This is a genomic window from Burkholderia sp. THE68 (assembly GCF_009938265.1).
GTDB lineage: Bacteria > Pseudomonadota > Gammaproteobacteria > Burkholderiales > Burkholderiaceae > Caballeronia.
Map to the genome: position 1 here is coordinate 58,526 of NZ_AP022318.1, position 17,879 is coordinate 76,404.

The following is a 17,879-nucleotide window of genomic DNA, read 5'->3' on the forward strand; positions in this document are numbered from 1 at the left end:
CAGTTGCTGCGGAACGAATTAAAACAGTACAGACCGTTCCGGATCCCGGCACAAGCAAGATGTTTTTTCTGCTGTTCGGTTTACTTCTACATCAGAACAAAGTAACCTTTCCTCGCTGATTCAAGCCCGGCGGATACTTGCCCTCGGGTGAGAAGCAATCGCCCTCAAGTCAGAAATTTGACTTCGTCGAAACACGCTCGCTGCACATGTTACCGATGACCTAGCGTCATCGAGCGCTAGCCGCTCATCGTGCCGGCCGCCTTTTTTCAACTGCGGCCGGTCGTTCGGATCACTAAAGACCTTTCGCGAAGTCATCGGAAGCGCATGCGCGCGGCCTGGTGTTCGCATCGTCTCGTCCACCGCCGGGAAACGCCTACTCTCGTCTTCGCGAGATCGCGCCATTATTTTCGTCATCCTAATTGATATGAAGAATCGATCCTTCTCCTCGCTCGGCGGACTTATCGCCACGGCAGTCCTGATGAGCGCGCTGCTCGCCGCATGCGGCGGCGGCAGCGACAGTGACGGTGCCGCCGACACCGCCGCAACCGGCAAGAGCGCCGCGTTGCCGAAGTCCACTGCAAAAGCAGCGAGCGGTAATGGCTCGATCTTCTACGGCATGAACGGCCATAACACCAATGGCGGCGCATACGACTTCACGAGTCCGCAGACGCAACTTGCGCAGCTTCAGGAACTGGGCGCAACGATCTATCGCAACGACGTGTACAGCCAGACCTCGGCGAACATGCTCGCCGGCATTGCGAAGACGATGGCGGACGGCGGCGTGATGGTGTATCCGGTGATGCTCCTGACCCTCAACTACGACAGCGAAAGCGACGCCTATGACGCCGGCTACAGGCTCGGCCAGCAGACCGCGAACAGCTATCACTACACGTACTACGAGGTCGGCAACGAACTGGAGGCGAAGGCCCTTAACGGCAACGTCGACGGCACCGTCTGGTATCAGTACGACAACTGGTCGTACATGCTCGCGCGCGGCGTGATTCGCGGCATGATCGCGGGCGTGAAGTCGGTCGACGGCTCTGCGAAGATCGTGCTCGGCGGCACATGGCTGCACACCGCCTTCTTCCAGATGCTCGCCGATGGCTCGCAACCCGACGGCACCTGGGGCCATCCGACCGTGAACTGGGACGTCACGTCCTGGCACTGGTATTCGAGCCAGGGCGATATCACCCACGCATGCGGCGGAACGGGCTGCCACGATGTGCTCCAGACGCTGCACGACATGGGCAAACCGATCTGGATCAACGAGTTCGGCGTGCGTCCGGACTACGGCTCGTACAACCAGATCGCCAGCTACATGACGGGCAACACGATGATGGCGCAATTCGCGAGCGTCGCGTCGAAGTACAACATTCAGTCGATCCAGGCCTTCCAGCTCTACGACGACAGCGAAGGCGACTACGGCCTCGCCGAGGGCGACGGCATCACGAAGAAGGCCGCTTACTGGGCGTACAAGGACTTCGTGCAGAACCACCCGATGTGACGCATCGGCGGTAAGAAACGGAAAGGCGCGCGCTTTAAAGCAGGCGCGCGCACCCGCCGTTATCGCGGTTTGCGAGAACCGGATAACGACGAGGGAAGCCATGCAGATCAACAGTGCGACGACGACTGCCTACACGAGCGCCGATGCGCCTGAATCGCGCCGGCCTGCCCCTGCCGACGCCACGACCGACGACGCCACCTCACAGCCGACCGATGCGCCGTCGTCGATGAAATCCTTCGCATATGGCGCGCTCGGTCTCGAACGTCCCGAAGTGCAGGCGACCGATACGAACGGCTTCTACACCGCAGGCAAATGGGTGGCAGCGGCCGTGACAATCGGCGGCATCGTGTCCCTGTTCGTTTGATGACCGCACTCGTGAATTAATACCTGGAAATAACTTGCCGGATTGGCGCTTTGCTCCGCATATCGAATCGCGGCGCAGCGCGGGAAGATCTCGATGCGCGCTGTCTGCACACGACAGACCGCCTCTTCCCTCGTCACTACGCCAAGCCATGCAAGCACACCTCTCACGCACTCCCAGCCTGCTCTCCTTGCGCCGCGCGCTCGTCGCCGTAGCGCTCTTCGTGCCGATGCTGTCCGCCTCCGCCGAGGATCTTCCGGACGTCTGTTCCGCGCTGAAGACCATCGTCAATGCACGCTCGTTCGACACGCTCGCCAAAGACCGCGCCCTGCTGCCCGCCGGTTCCCCCGGCCAGGGCACATGCAAGAGCAGCGCGCATGCCTATGACTGCCGCTGGCGCGCGCACTGGGGCGCGGATGGCATCGTCGCTGATCCCTTGCAGGAACTGGGCGCGGATATCGCCGCCTGCTTTCCCGATGTGCGTCACGACGTGAACACCGCCACGCGCCAGCATTTCGCGCTGCGCGACACCACTGACAAGCGCGTGACGACGATGACCGCGACGATCGAAGCGCCGAACACCTTACGCCTGCGCATCGTGCGGTGAATGTGACTGGAAGGCTCATCGCGCGCGCGCTCTTCGCTGTTGGCGCTGGCGCGCTTTCCGGCTGCACCTGGACCCTGATCACGGCAGCCGATGCCGCGGGCTCTCTGGTGCAGGCTGGCTTCACGGTCGCATCGAGCTATTCGTCGCCGACATCGGTGACGGGCGCGCCCGCCGCGCTGCAATCCGTGTGCATCGAACTGAATCAGACGGTTGCGACCGGCGACTTCGTGCCCGGGCTGCAAGTCGCCTTGCAGCGGCGTGGCGTGAACTCGATGGTCTACAACCCCGGCACGTCGCCGCCCGGTTGCGAGGCGATGCTCGTGTACAACGCGACCACCCGCTGGGACAAGCGCGCGTTCAGCCGCGAGCCGATGTCGTATCTGTCGGCGATCGATCTGACGCTCCTGCGGCAAGGGCAGATTCTCGTGACCGCGCGCTACGACACGAATGGTCTGAACATAGACCGCTTCGCGAGCGCGCGGCAGAAGCTAGACGCGCTGGTCGATCACATGGTGGTGTCGCGCGCGCCCTGACGCTTTCCTTACCGCATCTTTCCGATGCGATCGCGCGCGTGAAAGCGATGCTAATCTGCCTTCGCTGTAGCTGTTGACCGATCCCTCTTGCGGCTCGCCGGTGTCCTTCTGGCGGGCCGTCTTTTTTTGCGGTCGCGCTTGAAACCCGGCCGCGATCTCCGAGGTCTTGCGAAGGCTTTTCCCGCATCGGCGGGCAATGCTAAAGTTCGCAAAGTGGTCGGACCAGTGAGGCATAGCATGCATGAAGAGAGTCAGGAAGACGTGTTGCAGATCGCCGATGCCGTCGCGGGACGCATCGAAGGGCTGATCGTCGACGGCGTGCTGAAGCCCGGCCAGGCGCTGCCTTCCGAACGGCGGCTGACCGCGAAGCTCGGCGTGTCGCGGTCCGCCGTGCGGGAGGGGCTGAAGGTGCTGCGCACGCGCGGGATCATCGAGACTTCGCATGGACGCGGCTCGTTCGTCGCCGCGCTGACGACGCAACCCGCGCTCACGCCGATGATGCATCTGCTCGGCTCCCAGCCACGCACGCTCTACGACATTTTCGAAGTGCGCGAAATGCTCGAAGCCGAATCCGCGCGTCTTGCCGCGCTGCGCGGCACGCAGGCGGATTTTGCGCTCATCACGCGCCGATACGAGGAAATGCTGGCCGCGAACGAGAGCGACGTGGCCGAATCGACCCGCGCGCGGCTCGACTATAACTTTCACCTGTCGATCAGCGAGGCATCGCACAATCCCGTGCTCGTGCATACGCTGAGTTCGCTCACGGATCTGCTGCTGAGTTCGGTCTTCGCGTCGGTCAACAACCTCTACCATCGCGAGGCGCAAAAGCGCGTCATCGACAAACAGCACGCGCGTCTCTACAAGGCCGTGCTGGGCAAGCAGCCGGAGCAGGCGCGCAAGGCCGCGAGCACGCATATCACCACGACGACCGCTTGCATGCGGGAAATCGAGGCGGAAGAGCAGCGTCTGGTGCGGGCTACTCTGCGTCTGAAGGGCTGGCAGTGATCCCGCGTCGCGCGCGAGCGCACGGACGTGCACAAGCCGGCGCGCCCTCGCCGTCATTGATTCGCGCGGAAAACGCCTCCTGGCACGACAAAAAGAAGTGGTAGGACCAGTGGTTCGACGTCTCGACAGTCTCTTACTGGCACGGAACAATGCGCTCCAGCAAAGCCAGTAGCGGCGACAAGCCGCACGATTCAGGAGACTTCAAGATGAACCCGCACACCCCGACTCTCACAGCCGCCACGGCGCCAGACAACGCGACCTACGCGAAAGTGACCTGGCGTCTCTTGCCCTTTCTTTTCATCTGCTATGTCGCGGCCTATCTGGATCGCGTCAACGTCGGCTTCGCGAAGCTGCAGATGCTGAGCGACCTGAAGTTCAGCGAGTCGGTGTACGGGCTCGGCGCGGGGATTTTCTTCATCGGCTACTTCCTTTTCGAGGTGCCGAGCAACATCCTGCTGCATCGCGTGGGCGCGCGCGTGTGGATCAGCCGCATCATGGTGACGTGGGCGCTGGTGTCGGCGGCGTCGCTGTTCGTGAAGACGCCAGCGATGTTCTATACGTTGCGCTTCCTGCTCGGTGTCGCCGAAGCCGGGTTCTTTCCCGGCATCGTGCTCTATCTGACCTACTGGTATCCGTCGGCGCGACGTGGCCGCATGAACGCGCTCTTCATGATCGGCATTCCGGTGGCTGGCGTGGTCGGCGGTCCGCTCTCGGGCTGGATCATGCAGGCGTTCAACGGCTTCCACGGCCTGTCGAACTGGCAGTGGCTGTTCCTGCTCGAAGCGCTGCCGTCGCTCGTGCTCGGCATCCTCACGCTGTTCATGCTGCCGAACGGGATTCGCGCGGCGTCGTGGCTGAACGAGCAGGAGAAGCAGCTTCTCGAAGCCAACATCGCACGCGATGAACCGGCCGGCGCGGATCATTCTCTGAAGAGCGTCGTGTCGAACGGACGTGTGTGGCGACTCGCTGCGATCTACTTCTGCTGCATGATGGGCCTCTATGGCGTGAGCTTCTATCTGCCGACGCTCATCAAGACGGCGGGCGTGAAGAACGCGCTCGACGTCGGCCTGTTCACGGCGATTCCTTATGCGGTCGCGATCGTGTCGATGATTTTCGTCGCGCGCAGTTCGGACCGTCGCAACGAGCGGCGCTGGCATCTCGCCTTGGCGGGCGTCGCTGCCGCTGCGGGCTTCTATGCAAGCACGCTCCACACCGGCAATCTCGCGCTCGCACTGATCACGCTGTCGGTCGGCACGGCGGGTGTGTTGTCGATGATGCCGGTTTTCTGGACCTATCCGAGCAGCGTGCTCACGGGCGCCGCCGCCGCCGCCGGCATCGCGATGATCAATTCGATCGGCAATCTCGCGGGCTTCGTCAGCCCGTCGATCATCGGCTGGATGAAGGACGTCACGCACAGCACGAACGCGGGGTTGATCGTCGTCGCCGGGGCACTCGTCGTCGGCGCGGTCCTCACGCTCACACAGCGCGCGACGGCTGCGTCGGCGGAATCGTCGTCTTCCGAACCGCACCGGGCTTGAGGCCGCCATGTCCGTGATCGCTCCCTCCGCCCTTGCGTTCGGCGAATCGCGCAGAAGCCTGCTTGCGTCGCTCGGCGATATCGTCGGCGCGCGCAACGTGCTCACCGGCGATGCACCGACGCGCCGCTATCGCACCGGCTACCGCTTCGGCACGGGCCGCGTGCTGGCGGTGGTGCGCCCCGGCACGCTCGTCGAACAATGGCGCGTGCTGGTCGCGTGCGTCACGGCGCGCACGATCGTCATCACGCAAGCGTCGAACACGGGCCTCACCGGCGGCTCGACGCCCGACGGCGACGGCTACGATCGCGATGTCGTCATCGTCAGCACGGCGCGGATCAAGCGTGTCCATCTGATCAAGGACGGGACGCAGGCGGTCTGCATCGGCGGCACGACGCTCGATCAGCTCGAACGCGCGTTGAAGCCGCTCGGCCGCGAGCCGCATTCGGTGATCGGCTCGTCGTGCATCGGCGCGTCGGTGCTGGGCGGCATCAGCAACAATTCGGGCGGCTCGCTCGTGCATCGCGGACCGGCCTACACGGAGATGGCGGTGTTCGCCGCCGTCGACGCAGCGGGCGTGCCGCGCCTCGTGAATCACCTGGGCATCGAAGTCGGCGGCACGCCCGAAGAGATCCTGTCGCGCATCGAGAACGGCACGTTCACCGATGCCGATGTACGCGAAGGCACGGCCGCATCGGATCACGACTACGCGACCCATGTCCGCGATATCGATGCGCCCACGCCCGCGCGCTACAACGCCGATCCTCGCCGGCTCTTCGAGGCGTCGGGCTCAGCCGGCAAGGTGATGACCTTCGCGGTGCGTCTCGACACCTTCGCGGCCGAGCAAGGCGCGAAGGTGTTCTATATCGGCACCAACGACACGAGCGTGCTGACGGACATCCGCCGCCACGCGCTCGCGAATTTCACGCATCTGCCGATCGCGGGCGAGTATCTTCATCGCGATGCGTTCGATGTCGCAAGGAAATACGGCAAGGACCTGTTCGTCATCATCGACAGGTTCGGCACGGACCGGCTGCCGCTCTTCTTCAGTCTCAAGACGCGTTGCGACGCGTGGTTCGAGCGTCTCGGCTTCATGCCGAAGCACCTGAGCGATCGCGTGCTGCAGTGGGTCAGCGAGCGCTTGCCGGATCATCTCCCCGCGCGGCTTGCGACGTATCGCGAAGAGTACGAGCATCATCTGATGCTGAAGGTGCCCGCAACGGGCATCGATGAAGCGCGTGCGTTTCTGTCGACGCGTTTCGCGGATGGTGGCGGCGCATATTTCGAATGCAGCGATGAAGAAGGCCGCAAGGCATTCCTGCATCGATTCGCGGCGGCTAGCGCGGCGGTGCGCTATCGCGCGGTGCATCATCGCGAGGTCGAGGATATCGTCGCGCTCGATATCGCTTTACGGCGCGACGACCGCGAGTGGTTCGAGAAGCTGCCGGCGAAGATCGAGCGCCCCATCGTGCTGAAGCTGTATTACGGGCACTTTCTGTGTCATGTGTTTCACCAGGACTACATCGTCATCAAAGGCAACGACTGCCTGGCGCTGGAACACGAGATGCTCGAATTGCTCGATGAGCGTGGCGCAGAGTATCCCGCCGAGCACAACGTGGGGCATCTTTATGAGGCGAAGCCAGAGCTTGCGGCGTTCTATAAAGAGCTCGATCCGTGCAATTGCTTCAATCCGGGAATCGGGAAGATGTCGAAGTTCGCGGCCTATCGGGAGCGTGCGGGCGAGGCTTGAACGTCCTCTCTACGCGACCATCTTCACCCGCAACATCGCCACGTCCGCATTGCTGACCGACAAACCCTGCGCCAGATAATTGCTCAACGTGCCGAACCCGCGATGCATCTCCTCGAACGCCGCTTCGAGCGTCGCGCTCTGCGCCTGATAAAGCGGCGCGACCGTTTGCGCATCCGTCCCGAGCCGCGCCGCATGCGCCTTCACGCGTGCGTCGATGTGTGCCTGTGCCGCCGTATTGGTCAACAGATAGTCCTGAATGATCACGTCGAGCGGCACATCGGCGATGGAGAGCAACAGCGCGGCCGCCCAACCCGTGCGATCCTTGCCTGCCGTGCTGTGCATCACCTGCGGCCCCGCAACGCGCGCAAGCCGCGTCAGCAGCGCACCGAACTGCAGGCGCGCGACCGGGTCCGTGACGAGCTGACGTTGCTGCCCGATCATCCACGCGCTGGCCGCCGCCGCGTCGCGAGGCATCGCCGCCGCGGCGTCGATCGGCGCGACTTCATGCGTCTCGCGTACGGCGTTCGCCGGCACGCGATCCGGCGCTAACGCCGTCTCGCTCACCACGCGAAGATCATGCACCGCGCGCAACGACAGCCGCGCGAGCGCAACCGCATCGGCATCGTCGGGCGTGAGCGTGCCCGCGCGATAGAACACGCCGCGCCGCAGCCGGTTTCCATCGACGGTCGGATAGCCTTCGCCCATGCCCGCCACATCGCGGAAGTTTTCGATCGAAGCGAGCGTCGGCGTCGCCGCCACGGCCTGATCGTCGCTCGCGCCGCCGCATGCCGATAGCAGCGCGCCCGCGCCGAACGTGGTCGAAAGCAGCGCGACACGCGCGCCGCCATGAATGAAAGCGCGTCGCGACATGGGCGCCGCACGCGTGGACGAAGCAGGCATCATGTTTCTTCAAAGGGAATGACGATGCGCACGATCAGCCCGCCGCCGTCGGCGTTGCCGATCTCGCAGCGGCCACGCTGCTCGCGCGCCAGCCGCTCGACGATGGTGAGCCCGAGCCCGCAATGACCGTTGCCGCTGCGCGCGGGATCGAGCCGCACGAACGGCCGCAATGCGTCGTCGAGGCGTTCGTCGGGAATGCCGGGACCGTGGTCGCGCACTTCGATCAGCCAGTTGCCGCCCCTTCGCGCGGTGCGGATCTCGACGGGGGGCTCGCCATGCTCCAGCGCGTTGTCGACGAGATTGGTCATCAGACGGTCGATGAACGTGCGCGGCAACCTGAACGCCTCGCCCGCGTCGAGCGACAGCGCGAACAGCGGCTCGTCGCCATCTTCGGGCGACGCGAACTGCTCCGCGATGAACGCATCGACACCGGTATCGCTGCTTTCCGAAGTCGAGCGGCCCGCGAATTCGAGGAACTGCTGAACGATGCGCGTCATCGAATCGATATCGCGCAGGAAATGCGCGCGCTCGCGCTCATCCTTGGCGAGCACGCTCGCGCGCAGCGACAGGCGCGTGAGCGGCGCCTTCAGATCGTGCGCGATGCCGGCAAGCATCACGGCGCGATCGTCGTCCGTGTCGATGAGCTTCTTCATCATCTGGTTGAACGCGCCGATCAGCTCGCGCAATTCGCGCGGACCGTTTTCATCGACGGGAACGGGACGCTCGCCGCTCCCGAAGCGGCGCGCCGCCTGCGCGACACGCGCGAGCGGCCGCTGCAACTGCCAGGTCGCAAAGAGCGAAAGCACGAGCGCGCCGGCGAGCAGCACGACCGCCTCCGTCATGAAGGGCGCGGGCGGCGGCAAGTCGATCGGCGTGACGATCCACACATTGCTCGACGGATAGCGCACCCAGAGCCGCGACTTGTTGCGCGCATCGATATCGACGGCGATCTGCGAGCCCTCCGGCAAGCCATCGGCGATCTGGCGCGCGAGATGAGCGTGGCGCGTCTTGCGGGCATCGCGCAAGGTGAGCGGCTCGGGCATGTTCCACACCGGCACGATATGCACGCGCGTCTCGCGCATCAGCCGCCCGCCGAGCGCGACATCGTTGTGCGCGGCCTCGAGCACGATCAGCAATGCGCGCGCGTAGCCATCGGCTTCGCGGTGCGGACCCTGCACGTGGAGAATCGCGAACCATCCGCCCTGCAGCGCGAGCAGCACGCACACGGACACGAGCGCCATGCGGCCGAACAGCGTGTCGATGAAACCGCGCGGCGCGCGCGCGGCCTGCCAGAGACCCGGACGCATCGCGGTCAGGTCCCGAAGCGGTTCGATGTCGGGCCGTCGGTGTCGGGCACGAACACGTAGCCTTGTCCGCGCACGGTCTGCACGTGACGCGGATTCGACGGATCGTCCTCGATGATGCGGCGCAGACGCCAGATCGGCACATCGAGCCCGCGATCGCGAAAAGCCAGATCGTCGCGATGCACGAGATCGTGGATCAGCACGCGCGAGAGCACCTTGTACGGATGCTTGATGAATACCTTGAGCAGCGCGAACTCGCTGTCGCGCAATGCGATGCGTTCGTCGCCGCGCAGCAGCGAGCGCGTCACGAAGTCCACTTCGAAGCGGCCGAAGCGTTCGCGCGGCGCGGGCTCGGGACGGCTCGGGGCACTCGCGCGTCGCCGCAGCACCGCCTCGATGCGCGCGAGCAACTCACGCGGATCGAAGGGCTTGGCGAGATAGTCGTCCGCGCCCGATTGCAGGCCCGCGATCTTCTGTGGAACGCTGTCGCAGCCCGTGACGAAGATCACGGGAATATCCTCGCCCGCCGCGCGCAAATCGCGCAGCGCGCGCAGGCCATCCGTGTCCGGCATCATGATGTCGAGCACGACGATGGACGGACGTTCGAGCTCCAGCCGCCGACGCAGCCCGCCGCCGTCGTGCAGCACGGACACGTCGATGCCTTGCGCATTGAAGAAGTGGCGCAGCAGGTCGCGCACCGCGGAGTCGTCGTCGACGATGAGAACCGATATGGACATCTCAAAATTCTATTCGGAGGTTATTCCCAATCCGCGCATCGCGCGCTTCGCGCGACATTACGGATTCTTACGGAACGCGGTTTCGCGGGCCGCGACGTTGCAAAGCACGCGCGTGCGATTCTCGTTCGAAGCCGTGCGCACGCGCTATTCGACTGCGCATCGCGCGATGAAACACGCCGTAACGGAAAGAAATGGAAAGTTCTCGACCGTCGCGAGCGCGTGCGCGCGGCGCTTAGAATCCGTGCATGACTCCACATGTACTGATGGTCGACGACGACCCCGTCGTGCGCGATCACGTTCGCGACTATCTGCAGCAGCACGGCTTCGACGTGTCCGTCCTGAGCGACGGCACCGGTCTGAGACGCCGCGTGCAGGCCGAGCGTCCCTCGATGATCGTGCTCGACGTGATGATGCCCGGCAAGGACGGCATCAGCGCGTTGCGCGAATTGCGCAATGCTCACGACGATATTCCCGTGATCCTGCTGACGGCGCGCTCGGACGTGCTCGACCGCGTGATCGGGCTCGAACTCGGCGCGGACGATTATCTCGGCAAGCCCTTCGATACGCGCGAGCTGCTCGCGCGCATCCGCTCTATCCTGCGGCGCCGCGAGAGCGCGTCGGCGTTCACGGCAGGCGCGCCCGAGATGCGGCCGGCGTATCGCTTCGGACCGTTCGAAATGGACTTCAGCGCGCGTGAATTGCGCCGCGATGGCGAACGCATCGCGCTGCGCTCGGGCGAATTCGCGCTGCTCAAGACGCTCGTCAAGAACGAGATGATCGTGCTCACGCGCGCGCAACTGAACGAGAAGCTGCGCGGCAACGGCGCGCATCGCGATCGCAGTCTCGATGTCGCGATCTGGCGTCTGCGCCGCCTGCTCGAGATCGATCCGTCCGAACCGCGCTACGTGCAGACCGTCTGGGGCCAGGGCTATATCTTCGTGCCCCACGGCGATCCGACGGCGGCCGGGCGCATCGCGGCGCGCGTGGAAGTCTGAGGCGCGCGGCGTCATCGTCAGAAGGTCAGCACGCTCATGAAGAGACGTTGCAGCCAGCCCATCGTGGTCGAATCGGCGAGCATGCCGACGCCCGCCTGTTCGATGCGCGCATTGGCCACCTTGTTCGAGGCGACGTAATTGCCCGCCTCGATATCCTTCGGATTGACGATGCCCGAGAAGCGCAACTGATCCTGATTGCCGCTCATCGCGATGATCTTGTCGCCCGCGACCACCAGGTTTCCGCCCGGCAAGGTGCCGATCACCGACACCGCGAGCGTGCCGCTCATCGCCGACAGATTGCTGGTGCTGCCGTTGCCCTTGAACGACGTATTCGCCGAGCCGACGTTGAACAGGCGCGCGAGCCGCGCCGCCGCGCCGCTCGATTTGTCCGCGGCCTCGGCACTGATGCTGCTCGCGCGGCTCGCGCTGGCGTCGGCGGAATTGCTGCCCTGATACGACTCCGCGAGGCGGATCGTCAGCACGTCGCCTACTCGCTGCGCACGGGCGGTTTCGTAGAGCGAGACCGAGCTGCCCGCCTGATAGATCGCACCCAGCGTATTGACGTTGACCGGCTGCGCGACGGCCGGCGCATAGGTCGGCATCTCGACGACGGAACGCGACGACGAGCACGCGGCAAGCGCGAGCAGAAACGCCGCGCAGGGCAATGACGTCAGTTTCATGAACAATCCTCTCCTTTGATTCAGGGCGTGTCCTGCACGGAGGCAAGACGCCATCGGTCGGCCGTTTCGCGCAGCCACGATTCGTAGGCTTTCAGGCGATAGATCACATGCGCCGAGGCCGCCGCGCCGTTCGCTTCCAGCGTGATCGAACTCGTCGCGTTCTCCCACGTTCGCGTCCTGTAACCGTTCGCGCGATCGACGCGGCTTCGGCCGAACTTCGATGACAGCGCTTCGGTAAAGTCATCGACCACCCGCGCATCGATCACGAACGCCATGCGATACAGCCGCGGCGACGCATCGCCTGGCATCGCCGCGAAACGCAACACGTGATCGCGCGAAGGCGCGCCATCCACGACGGCCTGCGATGCGCTCCATCCCGCCTGCGTGCGATGCGCCCACTTGCACGCGATCGACAGGCTGTGCGCGTCGCGCAGCACCATGCCAAGCGAAGCCGCTCCGAGATCCGTATCGCACACGGCGACGCTGCCGGGCGGTGTCGCGCGCGCGGGTTCGTCGCGGCGGAACGCATCGAGCGAAATGCCGAGCGGCAGGCCGCGAAAATCGAATGGCTTCTGTGCGGCGGCGAGCGCGGGCATCGCCATGCAGACGCAGGCCGCGCCACGCATAAAGGTTCGCTTCATATCAGTCGATAGCTGTTGCGCACGCATCGAAGGGCGTGGACGCGGCATGGCCCACGACCGGCACGATCTTCAGCGCGGCCGATGTCACGCGGCACGGCAGCGCGGCGAGCGCGCAGCCATCGAGCAGGAACGGGCACGCCGCCACGGCCGCGCACACGAGCGCGAAACGCAAGGATGTCGCCATGATTCACGCCGTGGTATCGACGTGATTGCCGAGATGCGCCGGATTGACCGGCGCGGTCTTGGCGTTCGCGTTGCCGGTTTCGATGGTCGGGGTATCGGTGCTGCGCTTGATGGGCAACGTGTGCGACGCCGTTTGCGTCGCGTGGGATGTGCTCGGGCCGGTGACGTTCATGCTGCGCGCTCCTTGAAGATGAAGAACCGTTGCGAATTGCAACGTCAGCGATCTTCCGTGAGCGCGCATATTGACGATCGCGCGAGAAAAACACGCTTTTCGCGAGTGCTTACGAGGCGTTACGCGACCGTTACCAGTTCTTCCCGGCGTCGAATCCATTGGATGTTGCGGCGCAACACGTGGCGCGAGATGGTATGACTGTTTCGGCGCAAAAAGCGGGTTAACGTGAATAAAAAGTGGCCGGATAGCCTCATATAGTCAATCTATCTCGCCGCCCGCCAAATCGACAGTGGAAAACCCAAATACCGGAATTGCCGGTATGGCGACGGGATGAATAGAACAACGAATTAACAGGTTATTCCAGAATCATTCGAACAAGACAGGTTAAAAACCAACGGATGGAGGAACCACTGTCATGAAACGCCGCACCGTGTTAGTTGCGATGGCCGCCGCGCCGCTCGGCGCAATGCTCCCGCTCCCCGCCTTCGCGCAAAAGCCCATCGTGCTCGGCTTCGCGCAGGTCGGCGCGGAGAGCGAATGGCGCACCGCGAACACCCAGTCGATCAAGTCCAGTGCGCAGGAGGCCGGCATCGACCTGAAATTCTCCGACGCGCAGCAGAAGCAGGAAAACCAGATCAAGGCGATCCGCTCGTACATCGCGCAGAAGGTCGATGTGATCGCGTTCTCGCCGGTCGTCGAGACGGGCTGGGATACCGTGCTCGTCGAAGCGAAGAACGCGAAGATTCCGGTCGTGCTCACCGACCGCGCGATCAGCAGCAAGGACGACACGCTCTACGTCACCTTCATCGGCTCGGACTTCACCGAGGAAGGCCGCAAGGCAGGCCGCTGGCTGGTCGAGAAGGAAAAGGGCAATGCGGGGCCAATCAATATCGTCGAATTGCAGGGCACGGTCGGTTCGGCGCCCGCGATCGATCGCAAGAAGGGCTTCGAGGAAATCATCAAGTCCGATCCGAAGTTCAAGATCATCCGCTCGCAGACCGGCGACTTCACGCGCGCGAAGGGCAAGGAAGTGATGGAGGCGTTCCTCAAGGCCGAGGGCAAGAAGATCAACGTGCTCTACGCGCACAACGACGACATGGCGATCGGCGCAATCCAGGCGATCGAGGAAGCCGGCATGAAGCCGGGCAAGGACATCATCATCATTTCCGTGGATGGCGTGAAGGGCGCATTCGAAGCGATGATGGCGGGCAAGCTCAATGTGTCGGTCGAATGCAGTCCGCTGCTCGGGCCGCAGTTGATGTCGGTCGTGAAGGACATCAAGGCCGGCAAGTCCGTGCCCAAGCGCATCGTCACGCAGGAAGGCATCTTCCCGATGGAGGTCGCGGCGAAGGAATTCCCCAATCGAAAGTACTGATCTCCGATGACTTCGCCCGTACTGGAGCTGCGCGGCATCGACAAGCGCTTCGCCGGCGTCCATGCGCTGCAGGACGTGAACCTCACCCTCTATCCGGGCGAGGTTCACGCGCTGATGGGTCAGAACGGCGCGGGCAAGTCGACGCTCATCAAGGTGCTGACCGGCGTCGTGAGCCTCGACGCCGGCGAGATCCTGCTCGACGGCCGCGCGATTCACCCCGACTCGCCGCTCGCCGCGCAGAAGCTCGGCATCAGCACGGTCTATCAGGAAGTGAATCTCTGCCCGAACCTCTCCGTGGCGGAGAACATCTTCGCCGGCTACTTTCCGCGACGCGGCGCGCTCGCCGGCTTTCGCATCGACTGGGAAGCGACGAACCGGCAGGCGCGCGAACTGCTCGGGCGCATCGGGCTCGATATCGACGTGACGCGCGTGCTGACGAGCTATCCGGTCGCGGTGCAGCAGATGGTCGCGATCGCGCGGGCGCTGAAGCTGTCGTCGAAAGTGCTGATCCTCGACGAGCCGACGTCCTCCCTCGACGACGACGAAGTGCGCCGCCTCTTCGACGTGCTGCGCCGCCTGCGTGAACAAGGGCTCGCGATTCTCTTCGTCACGCACTTTCTGAATCAGGTCTACGCGATCTCGGACCGCATCACGGTGCTGCGCAACAGCCGGCGCGTGGGCGAATGGCGCGCGAACGAACTCGGCACGCAGGCGCTCATCGCGGCGATGCTCGGCCGCGAACTCGCCGCCGCGCAGGCGCGCCAGTCGCCGCCCGACGACACCGAAGCGCACGCCACCGACGACGCCCTGCTCGACGCGGTACGTCTCGGGCAGAAAGGCCAGTTGCAGCCGCTCGATCTGCGCGTGCGGGCGGGCGAAGTGGTCGGCGTCGCGGGGCTGCTCGGCTCCGGGCGCACCGAACTCGCGAAGCTGCTGTTCGGCCTGGAGAAGCCCGACGAAGGCGAACTGCGCATCGACGGCGTGCCGGTTTCCTTCGCGACGCCCGCGCAGGCGATCCGGCACGGCATCGCGTTCTGTCCCGAGGAGCGCAAGGCGGATGGCATCGTCGCGGAGCTGTCGCTGCGCGAGAACATCGCACTCGCGCTGCAGGCGCGCATGGGCGCGCGACGCTGCCTCACGCGCGCCGAACAGAACGCGCTCGCCGAACGCTTCGTGCGCGCGCTCGGCATCAAGGCCGCGAATCTCGACATGCCGATCGGCCTGCTCTCCGGCGGCAATCAGCAAAAGGCGCTGATCGCGCGATGGCTCGCGACCGAGCCGCGCCTCTTGATCCTCGACGAGCCCACACGCGGCATCGACGTCGCCGCGAAGCAGGAAATCATGGACGAGATACTCAGGCTCGCCTCGACGGGCATGGCCGTGCTCTTCATCTCGTCGGAGATCTCGGAGGTGGTGCGCGTCGCCAATCGCATCGTCGTGCTGCGCGATCGTCGCAAGGTCGGCGAGCTGCCGGCGGGCACGAGCGAGGACACCGTATGCGAAATGATCGGAGCCGAACATGGATGACACCGTGCGACGCGGCAAGCTCCGCTCGATGATGGAGCATCGGCTCGGCTGGCCGATCGTCACGCTCGCCCTGCTGCTCGCGTTGAACGCGGCGTTCAATCCGGGCTTTCTGCATGTCGAATGGCGCGACCATCATCTCTACGGCAGCCTCATCGATATCCTCAATCGCGCCGCGCCACTCGCGGTCGTCGCGCTCGGCATGACCATCGTGATCGCGACGCGCGGCATCGATATCTCCGTGGGCGCGGTCGTCGCCATCTCGGGCGCGGTCGCCGCGTGGGCGATCGGCGGCTCCATCTCCGGCAACGTGACGCGCTTTGCGCTGCCGGTCGTGATCGTGGCCGCGCTCGGCGTCGCGTTGCTGTGCGGCCTGTGGAACGGCTTGCTGGTCGCACGCGCTGGCATGCAGCCGATCATCGCGACGCTGATCCTGATGGTCGCGGGCCGCGGCATCGCGCAGCTCATCACGAGCGGCCAGATCATCACGATCTACTACTCGCCCTACTTCTTCTTCGGTGGCGGATATCTGCTCGGCGTGCCGGTATCGATACTGATCGTCGCGCTGGTGTTCGCGCTGCTCTGGCTCGCGATCACGCGCACCGCGCTCGGGCTGTTCCTGCAGGCGATCGGCATCAATCCGACCGCCGCGCGCGTCGCTGGCGTGCAGGCGCGACGTCTCACGCTCGGCGCGTATGCGTTCAGCGGCCTGTGCGCGGGCGTCGCGGGCATCCTCATCAGTTCGAACGTCAAGAGCGCGGACGGCAACAACGCGGGCCTGCTGCTCGAACTCGATGCGATTCTCGCCGTGACGCTCGGCGGCACCGCGCTCACCGGAGGCCGCTTCACGCTCGCGGGCAGCGTGATCGGCGCGCTCATCATCCAGACGCTCACGTATCTGATCTATTCGCTCGGCGTGCCGCCGGAGGTCAATCTCGTGGTGAAGGCCATTGTCGTGTTCGCAGTGATGATGCTGCAATCGGGCGAATTCCGCGCGACGGTCGCGAAATTCGCGCGCCGTCCCGCGCTCGCGGATCGCGAGGTGCGGCGATGAACTCGGGCCTGCCCACGCTCACGCAGCATCGCAAGGACGACGCGCCGCCGCGCAAGGCCGTGCGCAGCCGCTACCTGCCGCTTGCCGCGACGGTGTCGCTGTTCATCGTGATCTCCGTGCTCGGCTCGGTGATGTACACCGGCTTCTTCTCGCCGCAGGTCTTCCTCAACCTGCTGATCGACAACGCGTTTCTGATCGTCGTCGCGGTGGGCGAGACGTTCGTCATTCTGTCGGGCGGGATCGATCTGTCGGTGGGATCGGTGATCGCGCTCACGACGATGGTGTCCGCCGCGCTCGTCGAGAAAGCGGGCTGGCATCCGCTCGTCGTGATTCCGCTCGTGCTCGCGATGGGCACCGCGTTCGGCACGCTGATGGGCTGGCTGATCGCGCGCTTTCGCCTGCAGCCTTTCATCGTCACGCTCGCGGGCATGTTTCTCGCGCGCGGGCTCTGCTATCTCATCAGCATCGATTCGATCAGCATCACGGACCCGTGGTACGCGATGGTTTCGCAGATCCGCATCCCCGTGATGAGCGGCGCGTCGCTGTCGCTCGGCGCGGTGATCGCGCTCGTCGTGCTGGCACTGGCGGTGTTCGTCGCGCATTACACGCCGTTCGGGCGCACGCTCTATGCGGTCGGCGGCAATCCTCATTCCGCGCTGCTGATGGGCTTGCCGGTGAATGCGGCGACCATCGGCGCGTACGCGTTGTCGGGCTTCTGCTCGGCGCTCGGCGGCGTGCTGTTCACGTTCTACATGCTCTCGGGCTACGGCCTGCATGCGATGGGCCTCGAACTCGACGCGATCGCTTCGGTCGTGATCGGCGGGACGCTGTTGACGGGCGGCGTCGGCTATGTGATCGGCACGCTGTTCGGCGTGCTTCTGCTCGGCATCATCCAGACGCTGATCTCGTTCGACGGCTCGCTCAGTTCGTGGTGGACCAAGATCGCGGTCGGTGCGTTGCTGCTCGTGTTCTGCCTGTCGCAGCGCGCGTTCGGCGAGCGCTCCGCGACGAAGCGCTGA

At 64.6% G+C, this 17,879-nt stretch carries 19 protein-coding genes; 12 read left to right on the forward strand and 7 right to left on the reverse strand.

Translation table 11 applies throughout. The features are described 5' to 3' along the window. Positions 1 to 424 precede the first annotated feature (424 nt). From BTHE68_RS26225 to dld, 7 genes are all read left to right on the forward strand, one after another. Positions 425 to 1,504: a glycosyl hydrolase gene (locus BTHE68_RS26225; RefSeq protein ID WP_232078128.1), complete on the forward strand. Its 1,080-nt coding sequence runs from the start codon at positions 425 to 427 to the stop codon at positions 1,502 to 1,504. 100 nt (positions 1,505 to 1,604) lie between these two features. Next, positions 1,605 to 1,868 carry a hypothetical protein gene (locus tag BTHE68_RS26230; RefSeq protein ID WP_162069247.1) on the forward strand — a complete coding sequence of 88 codons (264 nt, stop codon included), beginning with the start codon at positions 1,605 to 1,607 and terminating at the stop codon, positions 1,866 to 1,868. A 148-nt stretch (positions 1,869 to 2,016) separates the two neighbouring features. After that, positions 2,017 to 2,472 (forward strand): hypothetical protein, encoded by a 456-nt coding sequence (locus tag BTHE68_RS26235; protein ID WP_162069248.1) that lies wholly within the window; start codon positions 2,017 to 2,019, stop codon positions 2,470 to 2,472. Continuing rightward, positions 2,469 to 3,005 carry a hypothetical protein gene (locus BTHE68_RS26240; protein ID WP_162069249.1) on the forward strand — a complete coding sequence of 179 codons (537 nt, stop codon included), beginning with the start codon at positions 2,469 to 2,471 and terminating at the stop codon, positions 3,003 to 3,005. The genes BTHE68_RS26235 and BTHE68_RS26240 overlap by 4 nt, the downstream gene beginning before the upstream one ends. A 237-nt stretch (positions 3,006 to 3,242) precedes the next feature. Continuing rightward, positions 3,243 to 4,010 (forward strand): transcriptional regulator GlcC, encoded by a 768-nt coding sequence (glcC, locus tag BTHE68_RS26245; RefSeq protein ID WP_162069250.1) that lies wholly within the window; start codon positions 3,243 to 3,245, stop codon positions 4,008 to 4,010. Positions 4,011 to 4,216: 206 nt separating this feature from the next. Continuing rightward, on the forward strand, positions 4,217 to 5,548 hold the full coding sequence (locus BTHE68_RS26250; RefSeq protein WP_162069251.1) for an MFS transporter: 1,332 nt from the start codon (positions 4,217 to 4,219) through the stop codon (positions 5,546 to 5,548). 7 nt (positions 5,549 to 5,555) lie between these two features. Further along, positions 5,556 to 7,295 (forward strand): D-lactate dehydrogenase, encoded by a 1,740-nt coding sequence (dld, locus tag BTHE68_RS26255; protein ID WP_162069252.1) that lies wholly within the window; start codon positions 5,556 to 5,558, stop codon positions 7,293 to 7,295. Positions 7,296 to 7,304: 9 nt separating this feature from the next. Here dld and BTHE68_RS26260 read toward each other — a convergent pair whose 3' ends face one another. From BTHE68_RS26260 to BTHE68_RS26270, 3 genes are read right to left on the reverse strand one after another with little or no spacing between them, the layout of a single operon-like run. Beyond that, a complete protein-coding gene (locus BTHE68_RS26260) occupies positions 7,305 to 8,165 on the reverse strand; it encodes a tyrosine-protein phosphatase (RefSeq protein ID WP_232078129.1) in 861 nt (286 codons plus the stop codon). 29 nt (positions 8,166 to 8,194) lie between these two features. Then, entirely contained in the window at positions 8,195 to 9,502 is a 1,308-nt protein-coding gene (locus tag BTHE68_RS26265; protein ID WP_162069254.1) for an ATP-binding protein, read from the reverse strand. Between the two features lie 5 nt (positions 9,503 to 9,507). Next, on the reverse strand, positions 9,508 to 10,236 hold the full coding sequence (locus tag BTHE68_RS26270) for a response regulator (RefSeq protein WP_162069255.1): 729 nt from the start codon (positions 10,234 to 10,236) through the stop codon (positions 9,508 to 9,510). Positions 10,237 to 10,481: 245 nt separating this feature from the next. On the opposite strand from BTHE68_RS26270, the gene BTHE68_RS26275 reads away from it, so the two are divergent. Then, the gene (locus BTHE68_RS26275; protein ID WP_162069256.1) at positions 10,482 to 11,231 is read left to right on the forward strand and encodes a response regulator; all 750 of its coding nucleotides are present in this window, start codon (positions 10,482 to 10,484) and stop codon (positions 11,229 to 11,231) included. Between the two features lie 17 nt (positions 11,232 to 11,248). On the opposite strand, the gene BTHE68_RS26280 is transcribed toward BTHE68_RS26275, so the two are convergent. The 4 genes from BTHE68_RS26280 to BTHE68_RS26295 are packed head-to-tail and all read right to left on the reverse strand — an operon-like array spanning position 11,249 to position 12,907. Then, complete coding sequence (locus tag BTHE68_RS26280; RefSeq protein WP_162069257.1) at positions 11,249 to 11,911, reverse strand: flagellar basal body L-ring protein FlgH; 663 nt, start codon at positions 11,909 to 11,911, stop codon at positions 11,249 to 11,251. Positions 11,912 to 11,931: 20 nt separating this feature from the next. Beyond that, complete coding sequence (locus BTHE68_RS26285; RefSeq protein ID WP_162069258.1) at positions 11,932 to 12,552, reverse strand: hypothetical protein; 621 nt, start codon at positions 12,550 to 12,552, stop codon at positions 11,932 to 11,934. A gap of 1 nt (position 12,553) precedes the next feature. After that, complete coding sequence (locus BTHE68_RS26290; protein WP_162069259.1) at positions 12,554 to 12,736, reverse strand: DUF6726 family protein; 183 nt, start codon at positions 12,734 to 12,736, stop codon at positions 12,554 to 12,556. A 3-nt stretch (positions 12,737 to 12,739) separates the two neighbouring features. Next, positions 12,740 to 12,907, reverse strand: a complete 168-nt coding sequence (locus BTHE68_RS26295) for a hypothetical protein (protein WP_162069260.1) — start codon at positions 12,905 to 12,907, stop codon at positions 12,740 to 12,742. A gap of 415 nt (positions 12,908 to 13,322) precedes the next feature. Between BTHE68_RS26295 and BTHE68_RS26300 the strand changes: the two genes are divergently transcribed. From BTHE68_RS26300 to yjfF, 4 genes are read left to right on the forward strand one after another with little or no spacing between them, the layout of a single operon-like run. Then, on the forward strand, positions 13,323 to 14,282 hold the full coding sequence (locus BTHE68_RS26300) for an ABC transporter substrate-binding protein (RefSeq protein ID WP_061177479.1): 960 nt from the start codon (positions 13,323 to 13,325) through the stop codon (positions 14,280 to 14,282). Positions 14,283 to 14,288: 6 nt separating this feature from the next. After that, positions 14,289 to 15,809, forward strand: coding sequence for a sugar ABC transporter ATP-binding protein (locus BTHE68_RS26305; protein WP_162069261.1), 1,521 nt, complete (start codon positions 14,289 to 14,291; stop codon positions 15,807 to 15,809). Beyond that, positions 15,802 to 16,860: an ABC transporter permease gene (locus BTHE68_RS26310; protein ID WP_162069262.1), complete on the forward strand. Its 1,059-nt coding sequence runs from the start codon at positions 15,802 to 15,804 to the stop codon at positions 16,858 to 16,860. The genes BTHE68_RS26305 and BTHE68_RS26310 overlap by 8 nt, the downstream gene beginning before the upstream one ends. Continuing rightward, positions 16,857 to 17,879: a galactofuranose ABC transporter, permease protein YjfF gene (yjfF, locus tag BTHE68_RS26315; RefSeq protein ID WP_162069263.1), complete on the forward strand. Its 1,023-nt coding sequence runs from the start codon at positions 16,857 to 16,859 to the stop codon at positions 17,877 to 17,879. Before BTHE68_RS26310 ends, yjfF begins: the two co-directional genes overlap by 4 nt.

Coding starts and splice junctions, on each gene's coding strand:
- BTHE68_RS26225 (WP_232078128.1), top strand. CDS start 425: ATGAAGAATCGATCCTTCTCCTCGCTCGGCGGACTTATCGCCACGGCA.
- BTHE68_RS26230 (WP_162069247.1), top strand. CDS start 1,605: ATGCAGATCAACAGTGCGACGACGACTGCCTACACGAGCGCCGATGCG.
- BTHE68_RS26235 (WP_162069248.1), top strand. CDS start 2,017: ATGCAAGCACACCTCTCACGCACTCCCAGCCTGCTCTCCTTGCGCCGC.
- glcC (WP_162069250.1), top strand. CDS start 3,243: ATGCATGAAGAGAGTCAGGAAGACGTGTTGCAGATCGCCGATGCCGTC.
- BTHE68_RS26250 (WP_162069251.1), top strand. CDS start 4,217: ATGAACCCGCACACCCCGACTCTCACAGCCGCCACGGCGCCAGACAAC.
- dld (WP_162069252.1), top strand. CDS start 5,556: ATGTCCGTGATCGCTCCCTCCGCCCTTGCGTTCGGCGAATCGCGCAGA.
- BTHE68_RS26260 (WP_232078129.1), bottom strand. CDS start 8,165: ATGTCGCGACGCGCTTTCATTCATGGCGGCGCGCGTGTCGCGCTGCTT.
- BTHE68_RS26265 (WP_162069254.1), bottom strand. CDS start 9,502: ATGCGTCCGGGTCTCTGGCAGGCCGCGCGCGCGCCGCGCGGTTTCATC.
- BTHE68_RS26270 (WP_162069255.1), bottom strand. CDS start 10,236: ATGTCCATATCGGTTCTCATCGTCGACGACGACTCCGCGGTGCGCGAC.
- BTHE68_RS26275 (WP_162069256.1), top strand. CDS start 10,482: ATGACTCCACATGTACTGATGGTCGACGACGACCCCGTCGTGCGCGAT.
- BTHE68_RS26280 (WP_162069257.1), bottom strand. CDS start 11,911: ATGAAACTGACGTCATTGCCCTGCGCGGCGTTTCTGCTCGCGCTTGCC.
- BTHE68_RS26285 (WP_162069258.1), bottom strand. CDS start 12,552: ATGAAGCGAACCTTTATGCGTGGCGCGGCCTGCGTCTGCATGGCGATG.
- BTHE68_RS26290 (WP_162069259.1), bottom strand. CDS start 12,736: ATGGCGACATCCTTGCGTTTCGCGCTCGTGTGCGCGGCCGTGGCGGCG.
- BTHE68_RS26295 (WP_162069260.1), bottom strand. CDS start 12,907: ATGAACGTCACCGGCCCGAGCACATCCCACGCGACGCAAACGGCGTCG.
- BTHE68_RS26300 (WP_061177479.1), top strand. CDS start 13,323: ATGAAACGCCGCACCGTGTTAGTTGCGATGGCCGCCGCGCCGCTCGGC.
- BTHE68_RS26305 (WP_162069261.1), top strand. CDS start 14,289: ATGACTTCGCCCGTACTGGAGCTGCGCGGCATCGACAAGCGCTTCGCC.
- BTHE68_RS26310 (WP_162069262.1), top strand. CDS start 15,802: ATGGATGACACCGTGCGACGCGGCAAGCTCCGCTCGATGATGGAGCAT.
- yjfF (WP_162069263.1), top strand. CDS start 16,857: ATGAACTCGGGCCTGCCCACGCTCACGCAGCATCGCAAGGACGACGCG.